This is a genomic window from Trinickia acidisoli (genome assembly GCF_017315725.1).
GTDB classification, from domain to species: Bacteria; Pseudomonadota; Gammaproteobacteria; order Burkholderiales; family Burkholderiaceae; genus Trinickia; species Trinickia acidisoli.
In genome coordinates this window covers 3228794-3248633 of the sequence record NZ_JAFLRG010000001.1, presented here as the reverse complement: position 1 = coordinate 3248633, position 19840 = coordinate 3228794, and the positions used below count along the sequence as shown (strand labels likewise).

The following is a 19840-nucleotide window of genomic DNA, read 5'->3' as shown; positions in this document are numbered from 1 at the left end:
CGCCGCGAACTGCCCGAGCATGAAGCCGGACCGCGCGCGGCACGTGCGGTGTTGCAGCCATAGAAGCATAGCGCCTGCCAAGGGCTTTTGCAGGGGATGTGCCCCCAGGCGCGCGGGAGTGCGGTTCGCCGCGGGCAAGCGGCTCGGATGGGAGCAGGCGGTGGTTCTGCACCGACGGGCGCCGAACCGTCCGGCGTGGTGTTACTGCGGCTGCGGCAGCCCGCTGATCTTCGTGCCGGGCTGGATGCCCTTCGCGCTGAACCAGCCCTTGCTCATCTCCAGCGCGTAGACGCCATTGTTGCGCGGGCAGTGGTTGTTGGTCGTTTCCGCCTGCATTTCGTCGATGTCGGTGATCGTGCCATCGGCGCGCATGAAGGCGATCGAGAGTGGGATTAGCGTGTTCTTCATCCAAAAGCAATGGACGGCGTTTTCATTGAAGACGAACAGCATCCCTTCGTTCGGCGCGAGCTGCGACCGGTACATCAGGCCTTGCTCGCGATCGGCGTCGTTTGCGGCGACGGCGGCGTCGATCACGAACATGCCGGCCGTGAGCTTCACGCGGGGGAAGGCCTCGGGCGGCTTGGCACCGGCAGGCATTGCCTGCGCGTAGGCCGTTGCGGGCACGAACTGTGCGGCCGCGAGCGCGGCGGGCAAAGCGACGGCGATCGCAAGGCGCGCCATCCACGAGCGAAACGAAAATCGCACGACACCACTCCTTTTCGACGACGGGAACTCGCGCATGTTACGCGAGCGAGCGCGGGCAATGCAAAGCGCCGGCGCGTAAAAAAAGAAAAAGGCAGGCGCCTTGCGGCCACCTGCCTTCCAACGCCGTAAAGAACGGCTGTACTGCTAGTTCTTGACTGCGTCGTTACAACAAACTTACTCCGAAGCGGCCGAAGCGGCTTCAGCCTTGGCAGCCTTCTTCTTAGCAACGTGCTTCTTGGCAACGTGCTTCTTGGCCTTCGTCGTCTTTGCAGCGGGAGCGGCCGAAGCGGCTTCCGGAGCCGAAGCTTGTGCGAAAGCAGCCGTTGCGAACAGGCCAGCGACCAGAGCGGCGATCAGTTTGTTCATTTGTGAATCCTCAGCTTTAGTTAATTAACCAAATGACCCGGTCAATGAGTCATGTCGGTAAACGCGCCATCCACCTTTCGGTTGACAGCCGCATCAAACAAATTTGCCGACGCGTCTGCGAGCGCTCGGGCCGCCATCCCATACTGCGAAAGCAAGACGAGTGGAGGCTTCGAAGGCTAATGCCGGATAGCTTCGGTCGGGCATCTGCGTCGAATAACGCGCGACTCGCGCGGGCGGTTGACGCGGTTTTTCGCGATTCCTCGATTTAGATCGTGCGCGGACGCGCAACGGATCGGTCGGCGATTATTTTGGAAAATAAAATCTGCGATAAATCGCTGTGAGTTCAAAGGGTTACCTATTATTCGGCGTGTTTCTGCCGGCCGCGCTGCGGCAACCCGTCCCAGGGTGCGCGCGGCGGCAGCTCACACCACTTGCCGGGCGGGAGCCCGAGCGAGTTCAGGTCGAGCTGGCCGATTCCGACGCGCACGAGGCGCAGCGTCGGAAAGCCGACGGCGGCCGTCATCCGGCGGACCTGGCGATTTTTTCCTTCGGTGATCGCAAGCTCGACCCAGCTCGTCGGGATGGCGGCCCGGTAGCGGACCGGTGGGACGCGCGGCCAGAGCGCAGCGGGCGCGTCGATGGCGCGCACCCGGCACGGACGCGTCACATAATCGCCGAGATCCACGCCCGCCGATAGCTTCGAGAGCGCGGCCTGGTCGGGTACACCTTCCACTTGCGCCCAATATCGTTTGACGAGCTTGTGCCGCGGTTCGGCGATGCGCGCCTGCAGGGCTCCGTCGTCGGTCAGCAGCAGCAGTCCTTCACTGTCGGCGTCGAGTCGACCGGCCGGATAGACGCCGGGCACCTCGACCCAATCGCCGAGCGAAGCACGCGTCTCGTGCGCCGAGAATTGGCAGATCGTACCGAACGGTTTGTTGAGAGCGATGAGGCGCATGGCGATGAGCGAGGCAGCGTGCGGACGACGAGAGGCGCCGGAGGCGAAGGAAGTCGGCCGTCGAGTGCCGACGCGGCGCGTGCCGCACCGACGCCTCTATGGCAAATGGCGGAATCTTAATGCATAATACGGAACGCTTAAGTCTTTTGTCTTATATAAGACCCAAGACTGACTGCCTCGCTTGCCGAATTTTCGGCGCTGGCCGCGAGAACGGCGTGCTCGCCGCGGCCGAGCCGATTCGCCGGCGCGCATCGCTGCCGCCGCCGATCCGACGTGGGCTAGAATAGCCATCCAGCCGCGTTCGCTCGGCAGCGAAACGAGCGCGCCGAACCGAAGATTGGGCACGTGTTGCGCGTCAGCGCTCGGGAAGAACAAGCGCCCGGCGGCGCCTTACCGCGCATCACTGCTTTCCACCCGCACAGCCAACACTGGAGTCGATCATGCCGTATCAGCACATCAAGGTTCCGACGGGCGGTGACAAGATCACCGTCAACGCGGACTTTTCGCTCAACGTTTCCGACCAGCCGATCATTCCGTACATCGAAGGCGACGGTACCGGCTTCGACATCACGCCCGTGATGATCAAGGTGGTCGACGCGGCGGTCGAGAAGGCGTACGGCGGCAAGCGCAAGATCCACTGGATGGAGATCTACGCGGGCGAGAAAGCGACGAAGGTTTACGGCCCCGACGTCTGGCTGCCCGAAGAAACGCTGCAAGTGCTCAAGGAGTACGTCGTTTCGATCAAGGGCCCGCTCACGACGCCCGTCGGCGGCGGCATCCGCTCGCTGAACGTCGCATTGCGTCAGGAACTGGACCTGTACGTCTGTTTGCGCCCCGTGCAGTACTTCAAGGGTGTGCCCTCGCCGGTGCGCGAGCCGGAGAAGACCAACATGGTGATCTTCCGCGAGAACTCGGAAGACATCTACGCCGGTATCGAATGGGCGGCCGAATCGGAGCAGGCGAAGAAGGTCATCAAGTTCTTGCGCGAGGAAATGGGCGTCAAGAAGATCCGCTTCCCGGAAACGTCGGGCATCGGCGTCAAGCCCGTGTCGCGTGAAGGCACGGAGCGCCTCGTGCGCAAGGCGATCCAGTACGCGATCGACAACGATCGTCGTTCGGTCACGCTCGTGCACAAGGGCAACATCATGAAGTTCACCGAAGGCGCGTTCCGCGACTACGGCTACGCGCTCGCGCAGAAGGAGTTCGGCGCGGAACTCGTCGACGGCGGCCCGTGGATGAAGATCAAGAACCCGAAGACGGGTAACGATATCGTCGTGAAGGACGTGATCGCCGACGCGTTCCTGCAGCAAATTTTGCTGCGTCCGGCCGAATACGACGTCATCGCCACGTTGAACTTGAACGGCGACTACGTTTCGGACGCGCTGGCCGCGCAAGTCGGCGGCATCGGCATCGCGCCGGGTGCGAACTTGTCCGATTCCGTGGCCATGTTCGAAGCCACGCACGGCACGGCGCCGAAGTACGCGGGTAAAGACTACGTGAACCCGGGTTCGGAAATTTTGTCGGCCGAGATGATGCTGCGCCATATGGGCTGGACGGAAGCGGCCGATGCGATTATCTCGTCGATGGAAAAGTCGATCCTGCAAAAGCGCGTCACGTACGACTTCGCGCGCTTGATGGAAGGCGCGACGCAAGTGTCGTGCTCGGGCTTCGGTCAAGTGTTGATCGAGAACATGTAAACACTGCGAATTCGAGCTGTTCCGGAGCAATCCGGCAAACCCCGGCGGGCGCGAGTCTCCGGGGTTTGTTTTTCGGTATCCCAACTTGCGATTTTCGATTTCATCCTGTGCGGGTTTAGCAAAATATTCAAGTCGTTGCTAATCCGTGACGTTATCTGCGTTCGGCGGCGCCGAATGAGACTGACGCGGCCGACGACAAGCGATACTAAAAAGGATAAGAAATTGAAAAAAATTTGTAATATCGGGGTTGTGAGACTGATATTGGCCGCGGCGCTGATTGGCTCGCTCGCAGCCTGCGGAGGTGGAGGCGGTTCGACGTCGGCCGCGTCGGGTTCGACGATCAACGCATCGTCTATGACCGGGACGGTAGCCGTTGGCGATGCCCTCACCGGCGCGAACGTCACGGTGATGGATTCGACCGGGAAGACGGTCACGACGAAGAGCGACAGCAACGGGGCCTACTCCGTTCAGCTCGCTGGGCTTACCTCGCCGCTGCTCATCACGGCGTCCGATAGCAGCGGCGCCAGCTCGACGCTGTACTCGGTGCTCGCGAGCGCGACGACCAGCGGCGCTACATCGATCACGGCCAACGTGACCACGCTTACGACGGCGGTGGCGGCCGAGCTGACCGATAGCGGCAATCCCGGCGACTTGGCCTCAACCTCGGCGTTGAGTTCGATCTCGCCGTCGGCGGTGGCCGCGGCCGTGACGCAACTCAATACGGCGCTCGCGCCGATTCTCGCTGCGAACAATCTTTCCCCCGCGACGTTCGACCCGATCGGCGGCGCATTCACGCCGAATCAGACGGGCGCCGATGCGGTGATCGACTCCGTCGAAATCGCACCGTCGGCAAGCGGCACAGGGCTGCAACTGTCGAGCCTGGCCGATCCCGGCACGGCGATTCAGCTCCGGCCCAACAGCGGCACCATGCCGACGCTGCAGGCGCCGCCGCAACCGGCCAACTATCTGGCCGCACTCGTGCAGTCGCTCGGGCAGTGCATCGCGAAGAACACTGCGTCGTGCGCGACCGCCATCGACGCGAATTACCTGAACGATGGCTACACCACGATGCAGACGCGTCATAGCGGCCTATTTAGCGCCGCGACGCTGATCGGCGCCAAGACGGTCGCATTCCTGCCGGCGGGCACGTTCTCGGCGATCAGCAATCCGGGCGCGCTCGTCTATTTTCTCTACGTGAGCGCGGACGGCACGCCGAATTTCGCGAGCGATTTCGTGCAGAAATTGCCGAACGGTACGTGGGACATCATTGGCGACCAGGAGCAATACGATGTCTATATCGCATCGTTCCTCGGCAAGAAGCAGTTCGCCGATGCGGCTGACGCGAACAACGGCCGCTTCGAATCGGGCATCGATATCCAGATTCCGCAAGCGGTAATGGTGAGCGGGACGTTGACGGCAGTCGGTTCGGCGCTCGTGCAAGGGGCCGGAATCAACGGCGGCAGTCTTTACATGCTCAATACGGCACAGGGTCTAGACAACTCGGCGTTTGACCTGACGATTCCGTCTACCGCGCTGACGGCAGCCTGGACCGGTTGCGGAACCTGCGCTCAGTCCAACGGTACGAGCTCGTCGTACAAGTGGGACTGGGTGTCGCTGTCGGGCGGGACAAGCTCGTTCTCACCGAACGGCGAGGCCGACTACACCCCGCAACCGATCGACGTCGCGTCGGTGCCGCAGTACTCGGTCTACACCGTGACACTGTTCGATACGACCGGCACCCGGATCGGCCAGTCGTTGCAAGTGATGAACATCGCCCCGAACGTCGCGGCCGCCGCTGCGGCCATCGTGCCCTGGCAGACGCTCGGCAGCGACGTCGTCAGCAATTTCCTGACGCTCGGCGGTTCCGAGGCCACGGCGGCGCAAGCCACCGTGCCGCTGGACTGGACGGCGCCGTCGTTGATGACGCACTTGGCCAAGCCGAATTTCGGCGTGACGATCGGCGCGGTGATTGCGGCGATCGGGGGCTCGCCGCAAGAGGCGTACTACCATAACGACTACACCACGCTTCCGATAGCGGCAGGCACCGACGCATTCGCCGAAACCTTCACCGCGGCGGCGCAGGGCGGTGAGGCCACGACGGAAGGATTGAACGCGGAAGTTTCGCGTTTCGTGAAGCTGGGCTGGCAGGCCGACGGCTTGTATTACAGCAACGTTTGGGTTTATCAGAACTGATAATCCTGAGCGCCGACGACTGCAAGCGGTTCGGTCGTCGGCGCAAGCAAACGGACCGAGCACGGTGCCCGAAATGACGCACCGCGATCGAATCGACATTCCATGTATTCGCGCCGCATTCGTATCGGCGGGCCCTTCAAAGGCTTGGAGGCCGCTCGCGCTCGCACAAGAAAAAACCCGGCCGAAGCCGGGTTTTCACAGGCGCTGCTGTCGAAGCAGTTTTAAGCTGCAGACTGAATGTTCGACGCTTGCTTGCCCTTCGGTCCTTGAACGACCTCGAAACTCACCTTCTGACCTTCCTTGAGCGTTTTGAAACCGTTCATTTGGATGGCCGAGAAGTGTGCAAACAGATCCTCACCGCCTTCGTCGGGCGTGATGAATCCGAAGCCTTTCGCGTCATTGAACCATTTGACCGTACCAGTTGCCATACCAACTTCCCCTGTAACTCATGTCCCACCACGAGCACGCTCGAAAAGCTCGACAGCCGCTTCATGCAGCCGCCCCCTCCGCACTAGCTCACCTCGGCATTTTTTTTTCGTACATCCACTTCTTGCGGCTAGCTGAAAAAAAGTGCCAGCTTGATTGTTGGATCTCTTTAAGCAGGTGTCAAGTGAATTTTGAGATGTTTCTTGGAGCGTTGCGTCGAGTGCGGGAATTCAGGGTTTCTCCCGCTTTCCTTTTGTGCGGTGGCGCAAGCGGGAGCTCTTGAAAAGTCGCATAATCGACTCAAATTAAGCTCGGCGCGACTTCTAGCTTCGTCGTGCGAACCGTCAGGCGCGGCGCCGGGAAAGTCGGCACGCTATGTGCGATACTCGAAGCGGCCGCGACGTTCGGCCGCCGCGAGGAAAGCGGCGGCGGGCGCGGCGGAGCGCGAGATGCGCACGATGCGCACGATGCGGGAAGTAGCCGGCGATCGACGCGCGTGAATGCGCGATGGGTCGTCGCTCGGCGGCGGCCCGGTCCACCAACTGGTCGGTCGGGTTTTTGCAGGATTGCGGGCCCGTCCGAGTTGTTTAGAATGGGTGTATGGCGATTATCCCGGACAAGCAGGATGGCACCGTACTGGAGCGGCAGGAAAAAGCGCTGAAACCGCCGTCCATGTATAAGGTTGTCCTACTGAATGACGATTTCACGCCAATGGAATTTGTCGTGATGATCGTGCAGGAATACTTTAATAAAGATAGAGAGACCGCTACGCAGATCATGCTGAAGGTGCATCGCGAAGGGCGGGGGGTATGTGGGGTCTATACGCGGGATATCGCGGCGACCAAGGTCGAGCAAGTTGTTACCCACGCACGGCAGGCAGGGCATCCGCTGCAATGCGTGATGGAGGAAGCATGATTGCCCAGGAACTGGAAGTCAGCTTGCACATGGCGTTCATGGAAGCACGCCAAGCGCGGCATGAGTTCATTACGGTCGAACATCTCTTGCTGGCGTTGCTGGACAATCCGACGGCTGCCGAGGTGTTGCGCGCGTGCGCGGCCAACATCGAGGATCTGCGCCAAAATCTGCGCAACTTCATTCACGACAACACGCCGACGGTGCCCGGCACCGACGACGTCGACACGCAGCCGACACTCGGCTTTCAGCGCGTGATTCAGCGCGCGATCATGCACGTGCAGTCGACCTCGAACGGTAAGAAGGAGGTCACGGGCGCGAACGTGCTCGTGGCGATCTTCGGCGAGAAGGATTCTCACGCTGTCTACTACCTGCAGCAGCAGGGTGTGACGCGTCTGGACGTCGTGAATTTCATTTCGCACGGCATCGCGAAGACGAGCAGCAGCGATGCGGCCAAGACCGGCGATACGAACGCGGAAGCGGAAGACGCCGCGTCGCAAAAGGAAACGCCGCTCGCGCAGTTCACGCAGAATCTGAATCAGATGGCGAAGGACGGCCGCATCGATCCCCTCATCGGGCGCGAGGCGGAAGTCGAGCGTGTCGTGCAAGTGCTCTGCCGCCGTCGCAAGAACAACCCGCTGCTCGTGGGCGAGGCCGGCGTTGGCAAAACCGCCATCGCCGAGGGGCTCGCGTGGCGCATCACGCGCGGCGAAGTGCCCGACATTCTCGCCGATGCCCAGGTCTACTCGCTCGACATGGGCGCGCTGCTCGCCGGCACGAAGTATCGCGGCGATTTCGAGCAGCGTCTGAAGACCGTGCTCAAGGAGCTCAAGGAGCGTCCGCACGCGATTTTGTTCATCGACGAAATTCATACCTTGATCGGCGCGGGTGCGGCATCGGGCGGTACGCTCGACGCCTCGAACCTGCTCAAGCCCGCGTTGTCCTCGGGCACGCTCAAGTGCATCGGCGCGACGACGTTCACCGAGTATCGCGGCATCTTCGAAAAGGACGCGGCGCTGTCGCGGCGCTTCCAGAAGATCGACGTGACGGAGCCGACCGTCGAGCAAACCGTCGCGATCCTGCGCGGGCTCAAGTCGCGCTTCGAAGAACATCATGGCGTCAAATATTCGTCCGGCGCGTTGTCGGCCGCCGCCGAGCTGTCGGCTCGCTTCATCACCGACCGTCATCTGCCCGATAAGGCGATCGACGTGATCGACGAAGCCGGCGCGGCGCAGCGGATTTTGCCGAAGTCGAAGCAAAAGAAGACGATCGGCAAGGGCGAGATCGAGGACATCATCTCCAAGATCGCGCGCGTGCCCGCGCAAAGCGTGTCGCAGGACGACCGCAGCAAGCTGCAGACGCTCGACCGCGATTTGAAGGCTGTCGTGTTCGGCCAAGACCCGGCCATCGACGCGCTGTCCGCGGCGATCAAGATGGCGCGCGCGGGCCTCGGCAAAACGGACAAGCCGATCGGCGCGTTCCTGTTTTCCGGCCCGACCGGTGTCGGCAAGACCGAGGTCGCGCGTCAGCTTGCGTTCACGCTCGGCATCGAGTTGATTCGCTTCGACATGTCGGAATACATGGAACGGCATGCGGTCAGCCGTTTGATCGGCGCGCCGCCGGGATATGTCGGGTTCGATCAAGGCGGGTTGTTGACCGAAGCTGTCACGAAGAAGCCGCACTGCGTGTTGCTGCTCGATGAAATCGAGAAAGCGCATCCGGACATCTTCAACGTGTTGCTGCAGGTGATGGATCACGGCACGCTGACCGACAACAATGGTCGCAAGGCCGATTTCCGCAACGTCATCATCATCATGACGACGAATGCGGGTGCGGAGTCGATGCAGAAGGGCACGATCGGCTTCACGTCGCGCCGCGAAACGGGCGACGAGATGGCCGACATCAAGCGGATGTTCACGCCCGAGTTCCGCAATCGGCTCGATTCGGTCATCAGCTTCCGCTCGCTCGATGAAGAAATCATCATGCGCGTGGTCGACAAGTTCCTCATGCAGCTCGAGGATCAACTGCACGAGAAGAAGGTCGATGCGCTCTTCACCGATGCACTGCGCAAACACCTGGCGAAGCATGGTTTCGATCCGTTGATGGGCGCGCGTCCGATGCAGCGGTTGATTCAGGACACGATCCGCCGCGCGTTGGCCGACGAGCTGCTGTTCGGCAAGCTGATGAACGGTGGCCGCGTGACCGTCGACGTCGACGAAAGCGACAAGGTGCAGTTGACGTTCGACGAGAACGCCGCGCCGCGCAATCCGAATCCGGAGACGGTCGAAGTCGAGTAGGCCAGCAGAACAGGCGGTCCTGGGTTCGCCAACGCAAAAACGGCGCTTCGTGGTTCGAAGCGCCGTTTTTGCGTTTGGTTCGCCGCGAGAGCGGTGAGCGCCATGGGCCGCCTGCTGTTCGGGCGGCTCGTGTGGGTCAGTGCTTGCCGGTACTGCCGAAGCCGCCCGCTCCGCGCTCGCTCGGCGCAAAGTCGTCGACGATGTTGAAGTGCGCTTGCACGACGGGAACGATCACGAGCTGCGCGAGGCGCTCCATCGGGTTCAGCGTGAACGTCGTCTGTCCGCGGTTCCACGTTGAAATCATCAGCTCGCCCTGGTAGTCGGAGTCGATCAAGCCGATCAGATTGCCGAGGACGATGCCGTGCTTATGACCGAGTCCCGAGCGCGGCAGGATCAGCGCAGCGAAGCCGGGATCGCCGACGTGAATCGCCAGGCCTGTCGGCACGAGCACCGTTTGTCCAGGCTCGAGCGTCATCGGCGCTTGTAGGCACGCGCGCAGATCGAGCCCGGCGCTGCCCGGCGTCGCGTAGGCGGGAAGGTAGTCGCGCATGCGCGCATCGAGAATCTTGAGGTCGAGGTTCATAGGTTTCGAGTAGGTTCGGCAGACGTGTCGGGACAGTGCGGCTCAGCCGCCAACATGTCGAGTACATGCCGGCACGTGCTCAGCCGATGATTCGCGGCATCGCGCTTCGTCATCACGAGATGAGGCTCGCATCGGGTAGGCGTCGTGCAATTTCGGCAATCAGCATGCTCGCGAGCGCGTCTTTGCCTGCGCGCGGCAAACGCGTCGTGCCCGTGGCTTCGAACAGCACGACTTCGTTCTCGTCGCGGCCGAACGTGGCTGGGCCGAGATTGCCGATGAGCAAGGGGACGTTCTTCTTGATGCGCTTTTGTGCGCCGTTCTTTTCGAGGTCGCCGCTTTCCGCCGCGAAACCGACGCAGTAGGGCGGGCTCGGCAGCCGTGCGACGGTGGCAAGGATATCGGGATTTTCGACGAACGAGAGGGACGGCACGGACTGCGCTGCCGTCTTCTTGATCTTGTGTTCGCTCGTCTGCGCCACGCGCCAATCGGCCACGGCCGCCACGGAAATGAAGACGTCGGAATCGGCCACGGATTGCATGACGGCGTCGTGCATCTGCTGCGCCGTCTCGACGTCCTCGCGCTCGACGCCCCAGGGCGTAGCGAGTGCGACGGGCCCTGCGATCAGACGGACGTCGGCACCGGCCTGCTGCGCGGCGCGCGCGAGCGCGAAGCCCATTTTGCCGCTCGAGCGGTTCGTGATGCCGCGCACCGGATCGATCGCCTCGAACGTCGGCCCGGCCGTGATGAGCACGCGCCGGCCTGCGAGCACCTTGGGCCGGAAGAACGAGACGATTGCTTCGAAGGCCGCCTCGGGCTCGATCATGCGACCTTCGCCGACTTCGCCGCAGGCTTGCGAGCCCGCGTCGGGGCCGAGGATGACGGCGCCGTCGGCACGTAGCTGCGCGACGTTGCGCTGCGTGGCGGGGTTCGCCCACATCTGCCGATTCATCGCGGGCACGACGAGCAGCGGGCACTCGCGCGCGAGACACAGAATGGAGAGCAACTCATCGGCTCGGCCATGCGCGAGCTTCGCGAGGAAATCGGCCGAAGCCGGCGCGATCACGATCGCGTGGGCCGCGCGCGAGAGGTCGATGTGCGGCATGTTGTTGTCGATGCGCGCGTCCCACTGGCTCGTGAAGACAGGGTGCCCCGACAGCGCCTGCATGGTGACGGGCGTGATGAACTGCGTTGCCGCCTCGGTCATGGCGACCTGCACGGTCGCCCCCGCCTTGGTCATCAGCCGCGTGAGTTCGGCGATCTTGTAGCAAGCGATGCCGCCCGTCATGCCGAGCAGCAGGTGCCTGCCTTCGAGTTCTGCGGTTGCCAACGTTGCCTCCGAATGCACGGGAGTGCCCCCGATGCCGGCACTTCCTTTTTACCCCTTCGACGCGCCGCCTTCCGCGGTGGCCGATTCGCCGCCGGCCCACGACGCTCGCCGTGGGTTAAGGGTAGGGACCTCAGCGCGCGCCGCGCACGCGCCGCAACTCGTCGAGCACGAGCAGCATTGCGCCGATGACGATTGCGCTGTCAGCCAGGTTGAATGCCGGCCAGTGCCAGTGGGCGACGTGAAAATCGAGAAAGTCGATCACGCGGCCGTGCACGAGACGGTCGATGACGTTGCCTAGTGCCCCGCCCATGATGAGCGCAAGCGCCGTGCAAAAGAGCCGCTGATTGCCGTGGCGCTTGAGCAGATAGACGATGAGGCAGGCCGCCGCCACGCCCAGGCCCGTGAATGCCCACCGCTGCCACCCGCTTGCGGTCGACAGGAAGCTGAACGCCGCGCCGCGATTGAAGATCAGCAGGAAATTGAAGAACGACGTCACAGCGTACGGCGTGGCATAGGCGAACACCTTCGTGACGGCGATCTTCGTGAGCTGATCGAACAGGATGACGATCAGCGAGATCCCAAGCCACGGAGCGAGCGACGCGCCGCCGCTCGCCTGTATCGAACGCGATTTCGCCATTATGCAGCGCTCCTTTTTTCGCCGTTGCCGAACAGGTTGCCGAAGCAGCGCCCGCACAGCGTCGGGTGCTCCGCATGCGCGCCGACGTCGGCCCGATAGTGCCAGCAGCGCTCGCATTTGAGGTACTTCGATGCGACGACTTCGACACCTTCCTCGGCATCGGACTCGACCTTGACGAGCGTCGCATCCGACGTGATGAGGACGAATTTGAGATCGTCACCGAGGCTCGCGAGCGCGTCGTAGGTGGCGCCCGTTGCGCGAATGCTCACTTCCGCCTGCAGCGACGAGCCGATCTGATTCGTCGAACGCGCGTCTTCGAGCGCTTTCGTCACGTTGCCGCGCGCCGCGCGCAGCAGCGACCATTTCGACAGCAGCGCCTCGGCGCCGGCGACGTCTGGATAGACGTAGTACGTTTCGGTGAAGATCGTCTCGCTGCCCGGCTGAAACACCTTCCACGCTTCTTCGGCCGTGAACGAGAGGAACGGCGCCATCACGCGCAAGAGACCCTGAGCGATGTGATACAGCGCCGTTTGCGCCGAACGCCGTGCCGGGGAGTTCGGCGCGCTCGTATAGAGGCGATCCTTGAGCACGTCGAGATAGAACCCGCCGAGGTCTTCGGAGCAGAACGTCTGCAGCTTCGCGACGACAGGGTGGAACTCGTACTTCTCGTAGTGCGCGAGGATGTCCTTTTGCAGTTCGTCGGTGAGCGCCACGGCGTATCGGTCGATCTCGAGCCATGCGTCGACGGGCACCGCGTGCTGCGCGTGATCGAAATCCGACAGGTTCGCGAGCAAAAAGCGCAGCGTGTTGCGGATGCGGCGATAGCTTTCCGTCACGCGCTTGAGGATTTCCTCGGAGATCGCGAGCTCGCCCGAGTAGTCGGTCGAGGCGATCCACAGGCGGATGATCTCGGCACCGAGCCGATTCGCGACCTCGTGCGGATCGATGCCGTTGCCGAGCGATTTGCTCATCTTGCGGCCTTCGCCGTCGACGGTGAACCCGTGCGTGAGCAGCGCACGGTACGGCGCGCGGCCATCGAGCATCGAGGCCGTGAGCAGCGACGAGTGGAACCAGCCGCGGTGCTGGTCGGAGCCTTCGAGGTAAAGATCGGCCGGGAACTGCGAGACGGCTTTGTGCGAGCCGCGCAGCACGTGCCAATGCGTCGTGCCCGAATCGAACCAGACGTCGAGCGTGTCGCGGTTCTTTTCGTAGAGGTTCGCGTCGTCGCCGAGCAATTCGCGCGGGTCGAGCGTTTGCCACGCTTCGATGCCGCCTGCTTCGACGCGTTGTGCGACGGCTTCGAGCAACTCGAGCGTGCGCGGATGCAGCGCGCCCGTTTCCTTATGGACGAAGAACGCCATCGGCACGCCCCATTGACGTTGCCGCGAGAGCGTCCAGTCGGGGCGGTTCGCGATCATGCTGTACAGACGCTGCTTGCCCCAGGACGGGTAGAACGCCGTGGCTTCGACGCCGGCGAGCGCCGTTTCGCGCAGCGTCGCGCCGCCGTCCTTCGGCGTGAGGTCCATGCCCGCGAACCATTGCGACGTGGCGCGGTAGATGATCGGCGTTTTGTGGCGCCAGCAATGCATGTAGCTGTGCCGGTATTTTTCGGTGTGCAGCAGCGTACCCGCGCCGGTGAGCGCCTCGACCACCTTCGGATTCGCTTCCCAGATCGTGAGGCCGCCGAACAGCGGCAGCGATTCGATGTAGCGGCCGTCGCCCATCACCGGGTTGATGATGTCGGAGTCGACCATGCCGTGCGATTTGCACGATTGGAAGTCTTCCACGCCGTAGGCCGGCGACGAGTGCACGACGCCCGTGCCCGAATCGATCGTGACGTACTCGCCGAGATAGACGGGCGAGGTGCGCTTGTAACCGAGGTGCGCCGACGCGAGCGGATGGTGGAAGCGCAGATTCGCGAGTTTCGCGCCCGGCGCCGTGGCGATGACGCTGCCCGCGAGGCCGAACTGCGTGAGGCTGGCCTCGACGCGTTCTTGCGCGAGCACGAGCAGGCCGCGCTCGGTATCGACGAGCGCGTAGTCGAGCTCGGGGTGCACGTTCAGCGCTTGGTTGGCGGGAATCGTCCACGGCGTCGTCGTCCAGATGACGATGCCGCCTTCGGCGCGCGGCAGCGCGGGCAGGCCGAATGCGTGCGCCGTCTTTTCAGATTCCGCGAACGGGAACATGACGCTAATCGACGGATCGACGCGGTCTTTGTATTCGACCTCGGCCTCGGCCAGCGCCGAGCCGCAGTCGAAGCACCAGTTGACGGGCTTCAAGCCGCGAAACACGTAGCCGTTCTCGAGGATCTTGGCGAGCGCGCGGATCTCGGCCGCTTCGTTCGAGAAGTTCATCGTCTTGTACGGATTGTCCCAGTCGCCGAGCACGCCGAGCCGTCTGAAGCCCGCCTTTTGCGTTTCGATCTGCTCGCCCGCGTAGGCTCGGGCCCTACGTTGCACTTCGGCCGCCGGCAGCGACTTGCCGAATTGCTTTTCGATCTGGATCTCGATCGGCATGCCGTGGCAATCCCAGCCCGGCACGTACGGTGCGTCGAAGCCGGCCATGTTGCGCGACTTGACGATGACGTCCTTCAGGATCTTGTTGACCGCGTGGCCAAGGTGGATGTCGCCGTTCGCGTACGGCGGGCCGTCGTGCAGGACGAAGCGCGGCCGGCCCGCGCTCGCCGCGCGGATCTTCTCGTAGATCCGGCTTTCCTGCCATGCCTTGACCCATTGAGGTTCGCGCTTGGGCAGATCGCCGCGCATGGGAAACGGCGTCTCGAGCAGGTTGACCGGATACTTGGCCTGGGATTTCGAATCGGCTTTCTTGTCGCTCATGGTGCTATCGCTGAAATCGGTGGGCGCCCGAGCCGTGGGCGCTTCGGTATTGAGTTTGTGGTAGTGCTTCGCACGGCCGAGCGCTCGCCGCGCCGTGGCCGTGTGCCGATACGCGGCTAGCGAATTCGGTCGGTCGCCGACGTGGAGAACCCCGTCGTGCGGCTGCCCGGCGCGGCATCGGCGTCGGATCGGGCGCCGTCGAGCGCCGCAAAGTACGCGCGCCCGTCCGCGACGTCGCGCGCGATGGCCGCCGTCAGCGTTTCGAGATCGGCGAACTTCTCCTCGTCGCGCAGCTTCTTCAGAAATTCGACGCGCACGAGTTTGCCATAGGCGTCGCCGTGCCAATCGACCAAGTGCACTTCGAGCAGGACGCGCCCGGAATCGTCGACGGTCGGACGCAGCCCGAGGCTCGCGACGCCCGGCAGCGGGGCGTCTCCGATGCCGTGGACGCGCACGATGAAAATGCCCGCCAGCGCGGGGCGCTTGTGGGCGATCGGTAGGTTCAGCGTCGGGAAACCGAGGTCGCGGCCCAGCTTGAGCCCGTGTACCACGTGCCCGCTGATCGCGTAAGGCCGCCCGAGTGCGGCGCGCGCGGCGTCCAAATCGCCGGCGACGAGCGAGGTGCGCACGCCCGAGCTCGAAATACGCGCGCCACTCGGATCGGCAACGGTCGACATTTGCTCGACCTCGAACCCGTATTGTTCTCCAGCCGCCTTGAGCGAGGCGAAATCGCCGGCACGTTTGGCACCGTAGCGGAAATCGTCGCCGATGAGCACCCAGCGCGCATGCAGCCCGTCGACGAGGATGCGTTTGACGAACGCATCGGGCGATTGGCTGGCGAACGTGTGGTTGAAATGCTCGACGACGACCCGCTCGACGCCGTTCGTGCGTAGCGCTTCGAGTTTGTCGCGCAGCATCGCAATGCGCGGCGGCGCGCCCGCCGGGTTGAAGAATTCGCGCGGATGCGGCTCGAAGGTCATGACGCACACGGGCAGGCCGCGCGCGTGCGCGGCCTCGTTCACAAGGGCGAGCAACGCCTGGTGGCCGCGGTGGACACCGTCGAAGTTACCGATCGTCAGCGCGCAGGGCGCGCGGCTTTCGGCGTTGGGAAGACCGCGGAAGACTCTCACGATAGCCGTTGGGGTGGGCGGCGCGAAGCCGCGAAGCCGATCATCGATGGGCGCGCGGCAAATGCCGCAAAGCAGAAGATTATAAACGCTCGGGGCCGGGCGCGGCGGCGCGCGGCTTTGGGCGGTCCCCCGGGTGATAAAATCGCCGGATGAAAAATATCGTGATTTTGATTTCCGGGCGCGGCAGCAACATGGAAGCCATCGTACGCGCCTGTGCGGCCGAGCGCTGGCCGGCGCGCATCGCCGCCGTCGTCTCGAACCGGCCCGACGCCGCCGGGCTGGCGTTCGCGGCGGCGCAAGGCATCGCGACGGCCGTCGTCGAACATGGCGGCTTTGCCGAGCGCGAGGCGTTCGATGCCGCACTGGCCAACGTCATCGACGGCTTTTCCCCCGACCTCGTCGTGCTGGCCGGCTTCATGCGCGTGCTAACTTCCGGCTTCGTCGAGCGTTACGCGGGCCGCATGCTGAACGTGCACCCGTCGCTGTTGCCGAGCTTTCCGGGGCTGCGCACGCACGAGCGCGCGCTTGAAGCCGGCGTTGTGCTGCACGGCGCGACCGTGCATTTCGTGACGCCCGAGCTCGATCACGGCCCGATCGTCGTGCAAGGGGCCATGCCGGTCACGGCCGGCGACGATCCGGGCTCGCTCGCCAAGCGCCTGCTCGCGGTCGAACACGTCATTTATCCGCGCGCGGTGCGCTGGTTCGTCGAAGAGCGCTTGGCGGTCGCGGGGCTGCGAGTTGCCGTGACGCCGCCGGAGCCGCAATGGTATTTCTCGGACACACAAGGGGCGGCTGCATGAAGACCATGAAGAAGAAAGACAAGGGCAGCCAGGCCGCCGGCCGCACCGGCGGCAAGCGCGATTCGATTCTGCACGGCTTTTTGGTCGGACAGACCGAAACGCTGCTCGCCGAGGTTCTCAAATTCACCGGCCCGGCCGACGCCACCACGAGCCGCTTTTTCCGCGCCCATCCGAAGCTTGGGCATGCGGAGCGCGGCGTCATCGCCGAAGCCGTTTTCGCCGTGTTGCGCCGGCGCATGGAGTTCGCGCATCTGGCCGAAAGCGGCAGCGGCAGCCCCACGCGACGCCTGGCGTTGCTCGGCCTCATGCAGACGGCCGGCCGCGCGGCGCTCGCGCGGTTCGTTTCCGAGGCGGAGGGCGCTTGGCTCGAGCACGTCTCGAAGATCGATCCGGCAAGCCTGCCGCTGCGTGTGCGGACGAACTTGCCCGGCTGGATCGTCGAGCCGCTCTCCAAGCGGTTCGATGCCGAGGAATTGGCTCAGCTCGCCGCGGCGCTCAACTACCCGGCGCCGCTCGATCTGCGCGTCAATCCTGTGAAGGCGAACCGCGAACAGGTGCTCGACGCGTTGCAGGCGGCCGGCATCGAAGCGGGCGCGACGCCGTTTGCGCCGTTCGGCGTGCGGGTCGTGGGCAAGCCGGCGTTGACCAAGCTCAAGCCGTTCGAGGACGGCTGGATCGAAGTTCAGGACGAAGGCAGCCAATTGCTCTGCGCGCTCGTGGCGCCGCGCCGCGGCGAGATGATCGTCGACTTTTGCGCCGGCGCCGGCGGCAAGACTCTCGCGCTCGGAGCGGCGATGCGCTCGACGGGGCGGCTGTACGCGTTCGACGTCTCCGACCGGCGTCTGGCCAAGCTCAAGCCGCGCCTTGCGCGCAGCGGCTTGTCGAACGTGCATCCGGTGCTGATCGATAGCGAGCACGACGCCAAGATCAAGCGCCTGGCCGGCAAGATCGATCGCGTGCTCGTCGATGCGCCGTGCAGCGGCCTCGGCACGCTGCGCCGCAACCCCGATCTGAAATGGCGCCAGGGCCCGGACGCCGTCGAGGAACTCGCGCCGAAGCAGGCGTCGATCCTGTCCAGCGCCGCGCGTCTCGTGAAGCCGGGCGGCCGCCTCGTTTATGCGACCTGCAGCGTGCTCGAAGCCGAGAACGAGGCGATCGTCGTGCAATTTCTCGCCGATCACCCCGATTTCGCGCTTGTGCCGGCCGGTCAGGTGCTCGCCGAGCAACGCATCGAACTCGAGATGGGTGACTACCTCTCGCTCTGGCCGCACCGGCACGCGACGGACGGTTTCTTCGCGGCGATCCTCGAGCGGCGCGCTTGAGATGAACGGTTCGACGCGCGCAAGGCCGAGGTCGTTCGCCGCGCGCGCGCGGGGCGGCCCCTTATCGACATGATGCAGAACCACATCCTCTCCCATATGCTGGCCGGCATCGTGCGCGATTACGGTCAGCCCGTGATGATCTGGCAGGCCGGTACGCTGCTCGGCACGCTGCTCGTCGCATGGCTGCTCGCGCGGCTCGTGCGCCACAAGCTCGATTCGCACCGTCGCGCCCGGCACGAAGCCGTGCGCTTCGGCGCCGAAAGTCTGCACAAAGCGTTGTTCCCGCTGCTGGGCGGGGTGCTCGTCTGGGTCGCGGAAACGGTGCTCGACGATTACATGTCGACGTCGCTGCTCGAACTCGCGCTCGTGCCGCTGATCGGCATTGCGCTGATCTACATCCTCTTTTTTATCGCGCGTCGCGTATTCGGGCGGACCGGGCAGGCGCACGCGTGGCTTTCGATCGCTGAAAGGATCGTCTCGGTGGCGGTCTGGATCGGCATGGTCGTGACCGTGCTCGGCATTCAGGACGAAGTGCTGCGCTGGATGGCATCGGTCCGGTTCCGTATCGGCACCGCGCACATGACGCTGCTCTCGCTCACGACGGGCTTGATGTGGGTCTGCGCTACGCTGATTTTTGCGCTGTGGCTCGGCTCGGCTTACGAGGACCGGGTAATGCGTGCGCATTCGGTCGACGCGAACCTGCGGGTCGTACTCGCGCGCGTCGGGCGCGCGCTGCTCGTGCTGGCGGCCCTGCTCATCAGCTTCTCGCTCGTCGGCATCGACATCACGGTGCTCGGCGTGTTCGGGGGCGCGCTCGGTGTTGGGCTCGGCTTCGGCCTGCAAAAAATCGCCAGCAACTACGTATCGGGTTTCATCATCTTGATCGATCGTTCCCTGCGGATCGGCGACACGATCAATGTCTCGGGCTTGCAAGGCATGGTGACCGAGATCCGCACGCGCTACACCACGGTACGCGGGCTCGACGGCATCGAGACGCTGATTCCGAACGAAAAGCTCATCACGGACGTCGTCCAGAACCACTCGTCGTATCTCACGCGCGGCTACGCGAAGGCGGCGGTGCAGATCGCCTACACGTCCGATCTCGAGCGCGCGATGGCATTGCTCGTCGAGGCGGCGCGCGGCGTCGAGCGCGTGCTCGAGGAGCCCGCGCCGGCGGCGTATCTGGTCGGCTTCGGCACCGACGGCATCAACCTCGAACTCGGCTTTTGGGTCGAGGAAGCGGCCAAAGGCACGACCGGCACGCGCTCGACCGTCAACCGCAACATTTGGCGGCTCTTCAACGAGCACGGCATCTCGATCCCCTATGCGCGGCGCGACGTCCATCTCGTCGGCAGCCTGCCCGCGATACTCGGCAGCGCCGTCGAAATCGCCCAAGATCCGGCAATCGATGCGGCGCACGGCACCGCCGCCGATTCGAGCAATTCGGGCACGGGGCTGGCTCGGGATGCATCGACGGGCGCGTGATCGTCCCTGCGGCGATAGGTCGCAGCCGGTTGGGTACGCCGTAAATCGGTAAAAAATGGTCGTCGCTGCGCTTGTGCAGCGCAAAAAACTTCATTTGTTACAAATACTTGCAGCGATTGCAGTAGAATGCCGTTCAGCTTTGAAAGACTAGCTTTCCTCTTTTCGGCA

General features: G+C 63.8%; 16 protein-coding genes. 7 read left to right on the top strand and 9 right to left on the bottom strand.

The genetic code is table 11. The features are described from left to right. Positions 1 to 201: 201 nt before the first annotated feature. From J3485_RS14840 to J3485_RS14830, 3 genes are all read right to left on the bottom strand, one after another. Positions 202 to 705 (bottom strand): DUF192 domain-containing protein, encoded by a 504-nt coding sequence (locus J3485_RS14840; protein WP_206953734.1) that lies wholly within the window; start codon positions 703 to 705, stop codon positions 202 to 204. Between the two features lie 174 nt (positions 706 to 879). Continuing rightward, positions 880 to 1071, bottom strand: a complete 192-nt coding sequence (locus J3485_RS14835; RefSeq protein ID WP_206953732.1) for a hypothetical protein — start codon at positions 1069 to 1071, stop codon at positions 880 to 882. A 358-nt stretch (positions 1072 to 1429) separates the two neighbouring features. Then, positions 1430 to 2026, bottom strand: a complete 597-nt coding sequence (locus J3485_RS14830; protein ID WP_206953729.1) for a pseudouridine synthase — start codon at positions 2024 to 2026, stop codon at positions 1430 to 1432. 440 nt (positions 2027 to 2466) lie between these two features. On the opposite strand from J3485_RS14830, the gene icd reads away from it, so the two are divergent. Both icd and J3485_RS14820 read left to right on the top strand, forming a co-directional pair. Continuing rightward, complete coding sequence (gene icd, locus J3485_RS14825) at positions 2467 to 3723, top strand: NADP-dependent isocitrate dehydrogenase (protein ID WP_206953727.1); 1257 nt, start codon at positions 2467 to 2469, stop codon at positions 3721 to 3723. Between the two features lie 354 nt (positions 3724 to 4077). After that, positions 4078 to 5916: a cell wall anchor protein gene (locus J3485_RS14820; RefSeq protein ID WP_206953725.1), complete on the top strand. Its 1839-nt coding sequence runs from the start codon at positions 4078 to 4080 to the stop codon at positions 5914 to 5916. 221 nt (positions 5917 to 6137) lie between these two features. On the opposite strand, the gene cspD is transcribed toward J3485_RS14820, so the two are convergent. Next, complete coding sequence (cspD, locus tag J3485_RS14815) at positions 6138 to 6344, bottom strand: cold shock domain-containing protein CspD (RefSeq protein ID WP_007586257.1); 207 nt, start codon at positions 6342 to 6344, stop codon at positions 6138 to 6140. A gap of 598 nt (positions 6345 to 6942) precedes the next feature. Here cspD and clpS point away from each other — a divergent pair. Then, positions 6943 to 7257 (top strand): ATP-dependent Clp protease adapter ClpS, encoded by a 315-nt coding sequence (gene clpS, locus J3485_RS14810; RefSeq protein WP_102648748.1) that lies wholly within the window; start codon positions 6943 to 6945, stop codon positions 7255 to 7257. Continuing rightward, positions 7254 to 9551, top strand: coding sequence for an ATP-dependent Clp protease ATP-binding subunit ClpA (gene clpA, locus J3485_RS14805; protein ID WP_206953723.1), 2298 nt, complete (start codon positions 7254 to 7256; stop codon positions 9549 to 9551). The genes clpS and clpA overlap by 4 nt, the downstream gene beginning before the upstream one ends. Before the next feature lie 136 nt (positions 9552 to 9687). Here clpA and dut read toward each other — a convergent pair whose 3' ends face one another. From dut to J3485_RS14780, 5 genes are all read right to left on the bottom strand, one after another. After that, positions 9688 to 10134: a dUTP diphosphatase gene (gene dut, locus J3485_RS14800; protein ID WP_206953720.1), complete on the bottom strand. Its 447-nt coding sequence runs from the start codon at positions 10132 to 10134 to the stop codon at positions 9688 to 9690. Positions 10135 to 10246: 112 nt separating this feature from the next. Next, a complete protein-coding gene (coaBC, locus tag J3485_RS14795) occupies positions 10247 to 11461 on the bottom strand; it encodes a bifunctional phosphopantothenoylcysteine decarboxylase/phosphopantothenate--cysteine ligase CoaBC (RefSeq protein ID WP_206953718.1) in 1215 nt (404 codons plus the stop codon). Between the two features lie 130 nt (positions 11462 to 11591). Then, on the bottom strand, positions 11592 to 12098 hold the full coding sequence (gene lspA, locus J3485_RS14790; protein WP_206953715.1) for a signal peptidase II: 507 nt from the start codon (positions 12096 to 12098) through the stop codon (positions 11592 to 11594). After that, positions 12098 to 14935, bottom strand: coding sequence for an isoleucine--tRNA ligase (gene ileS / locus J3485_RS14785; RefSeq protein ID WP_206953713.1), 2838 nt, complete (start codon positions 14933 to 14935; stop codon positions 12098 to 12100). Before ileS ends, lspA begins: the two co-directional genes overlap by 1 nt. 116 nt (positions 14936 to 15051) lie before the next feature. Beyond that, positions 15052 to 16065, bottom strand: coding sequence for a bifunctional riboflavin kinase/FAD synthetase (locus J3485_RS14780; RefSeq protein WP_206953705.1), 1014 nt, complete (start codon positions 16063 to 16065; stop codon positions 15052 to 15054). A 149-nt stretch (positions 16066 to 16214) separates the two neighbouring features. On the opposite strand from J3485_RS14780, the gene purN reads away from it, so the two are divergent. From purN to J3485_RS14765, 3 genes are all read left to right on the top strand, one after another. Beyond that, entirely contained in the window at positions 16215 to 16865 is a 651-nt protein-coding gene (gene purN, locus J3485_RS14775) for a phosphoribosylglycinamide formyltransferase (RefSeq protein ID WP_206953703.1), read from the top strand. Further along, on the top strand, positions 16862 to 18187 hold the full coding sequence (locus J3485_RS14770) for an RsmB/NOP family class I SAM-dependent RNA methyltransferase (protein WP_445267849.1): 1326 nt from the start codon (positions 16862 to 16864) through the stop codon (positions 18185 to 18187). Before purN ends, J3485_RS14770 begins: the two co-directional genes overlap by 4 nt. 72 nt (positions 18188 to 18259) lie before the next feature. Continuing rightward, positions 18260 to 19672, top strand: coding sequence for a mechanosensitive ion channel family protein (locus J3485_RS14765; protein ID WP_206955824.1), 1413 nt, complete (start codon positions 18260 to 18262; stop codon positions 19670 to 19672). The last annotated feature ends 168 nt before the right edge of the window (positions 19673 to 19840 follow it).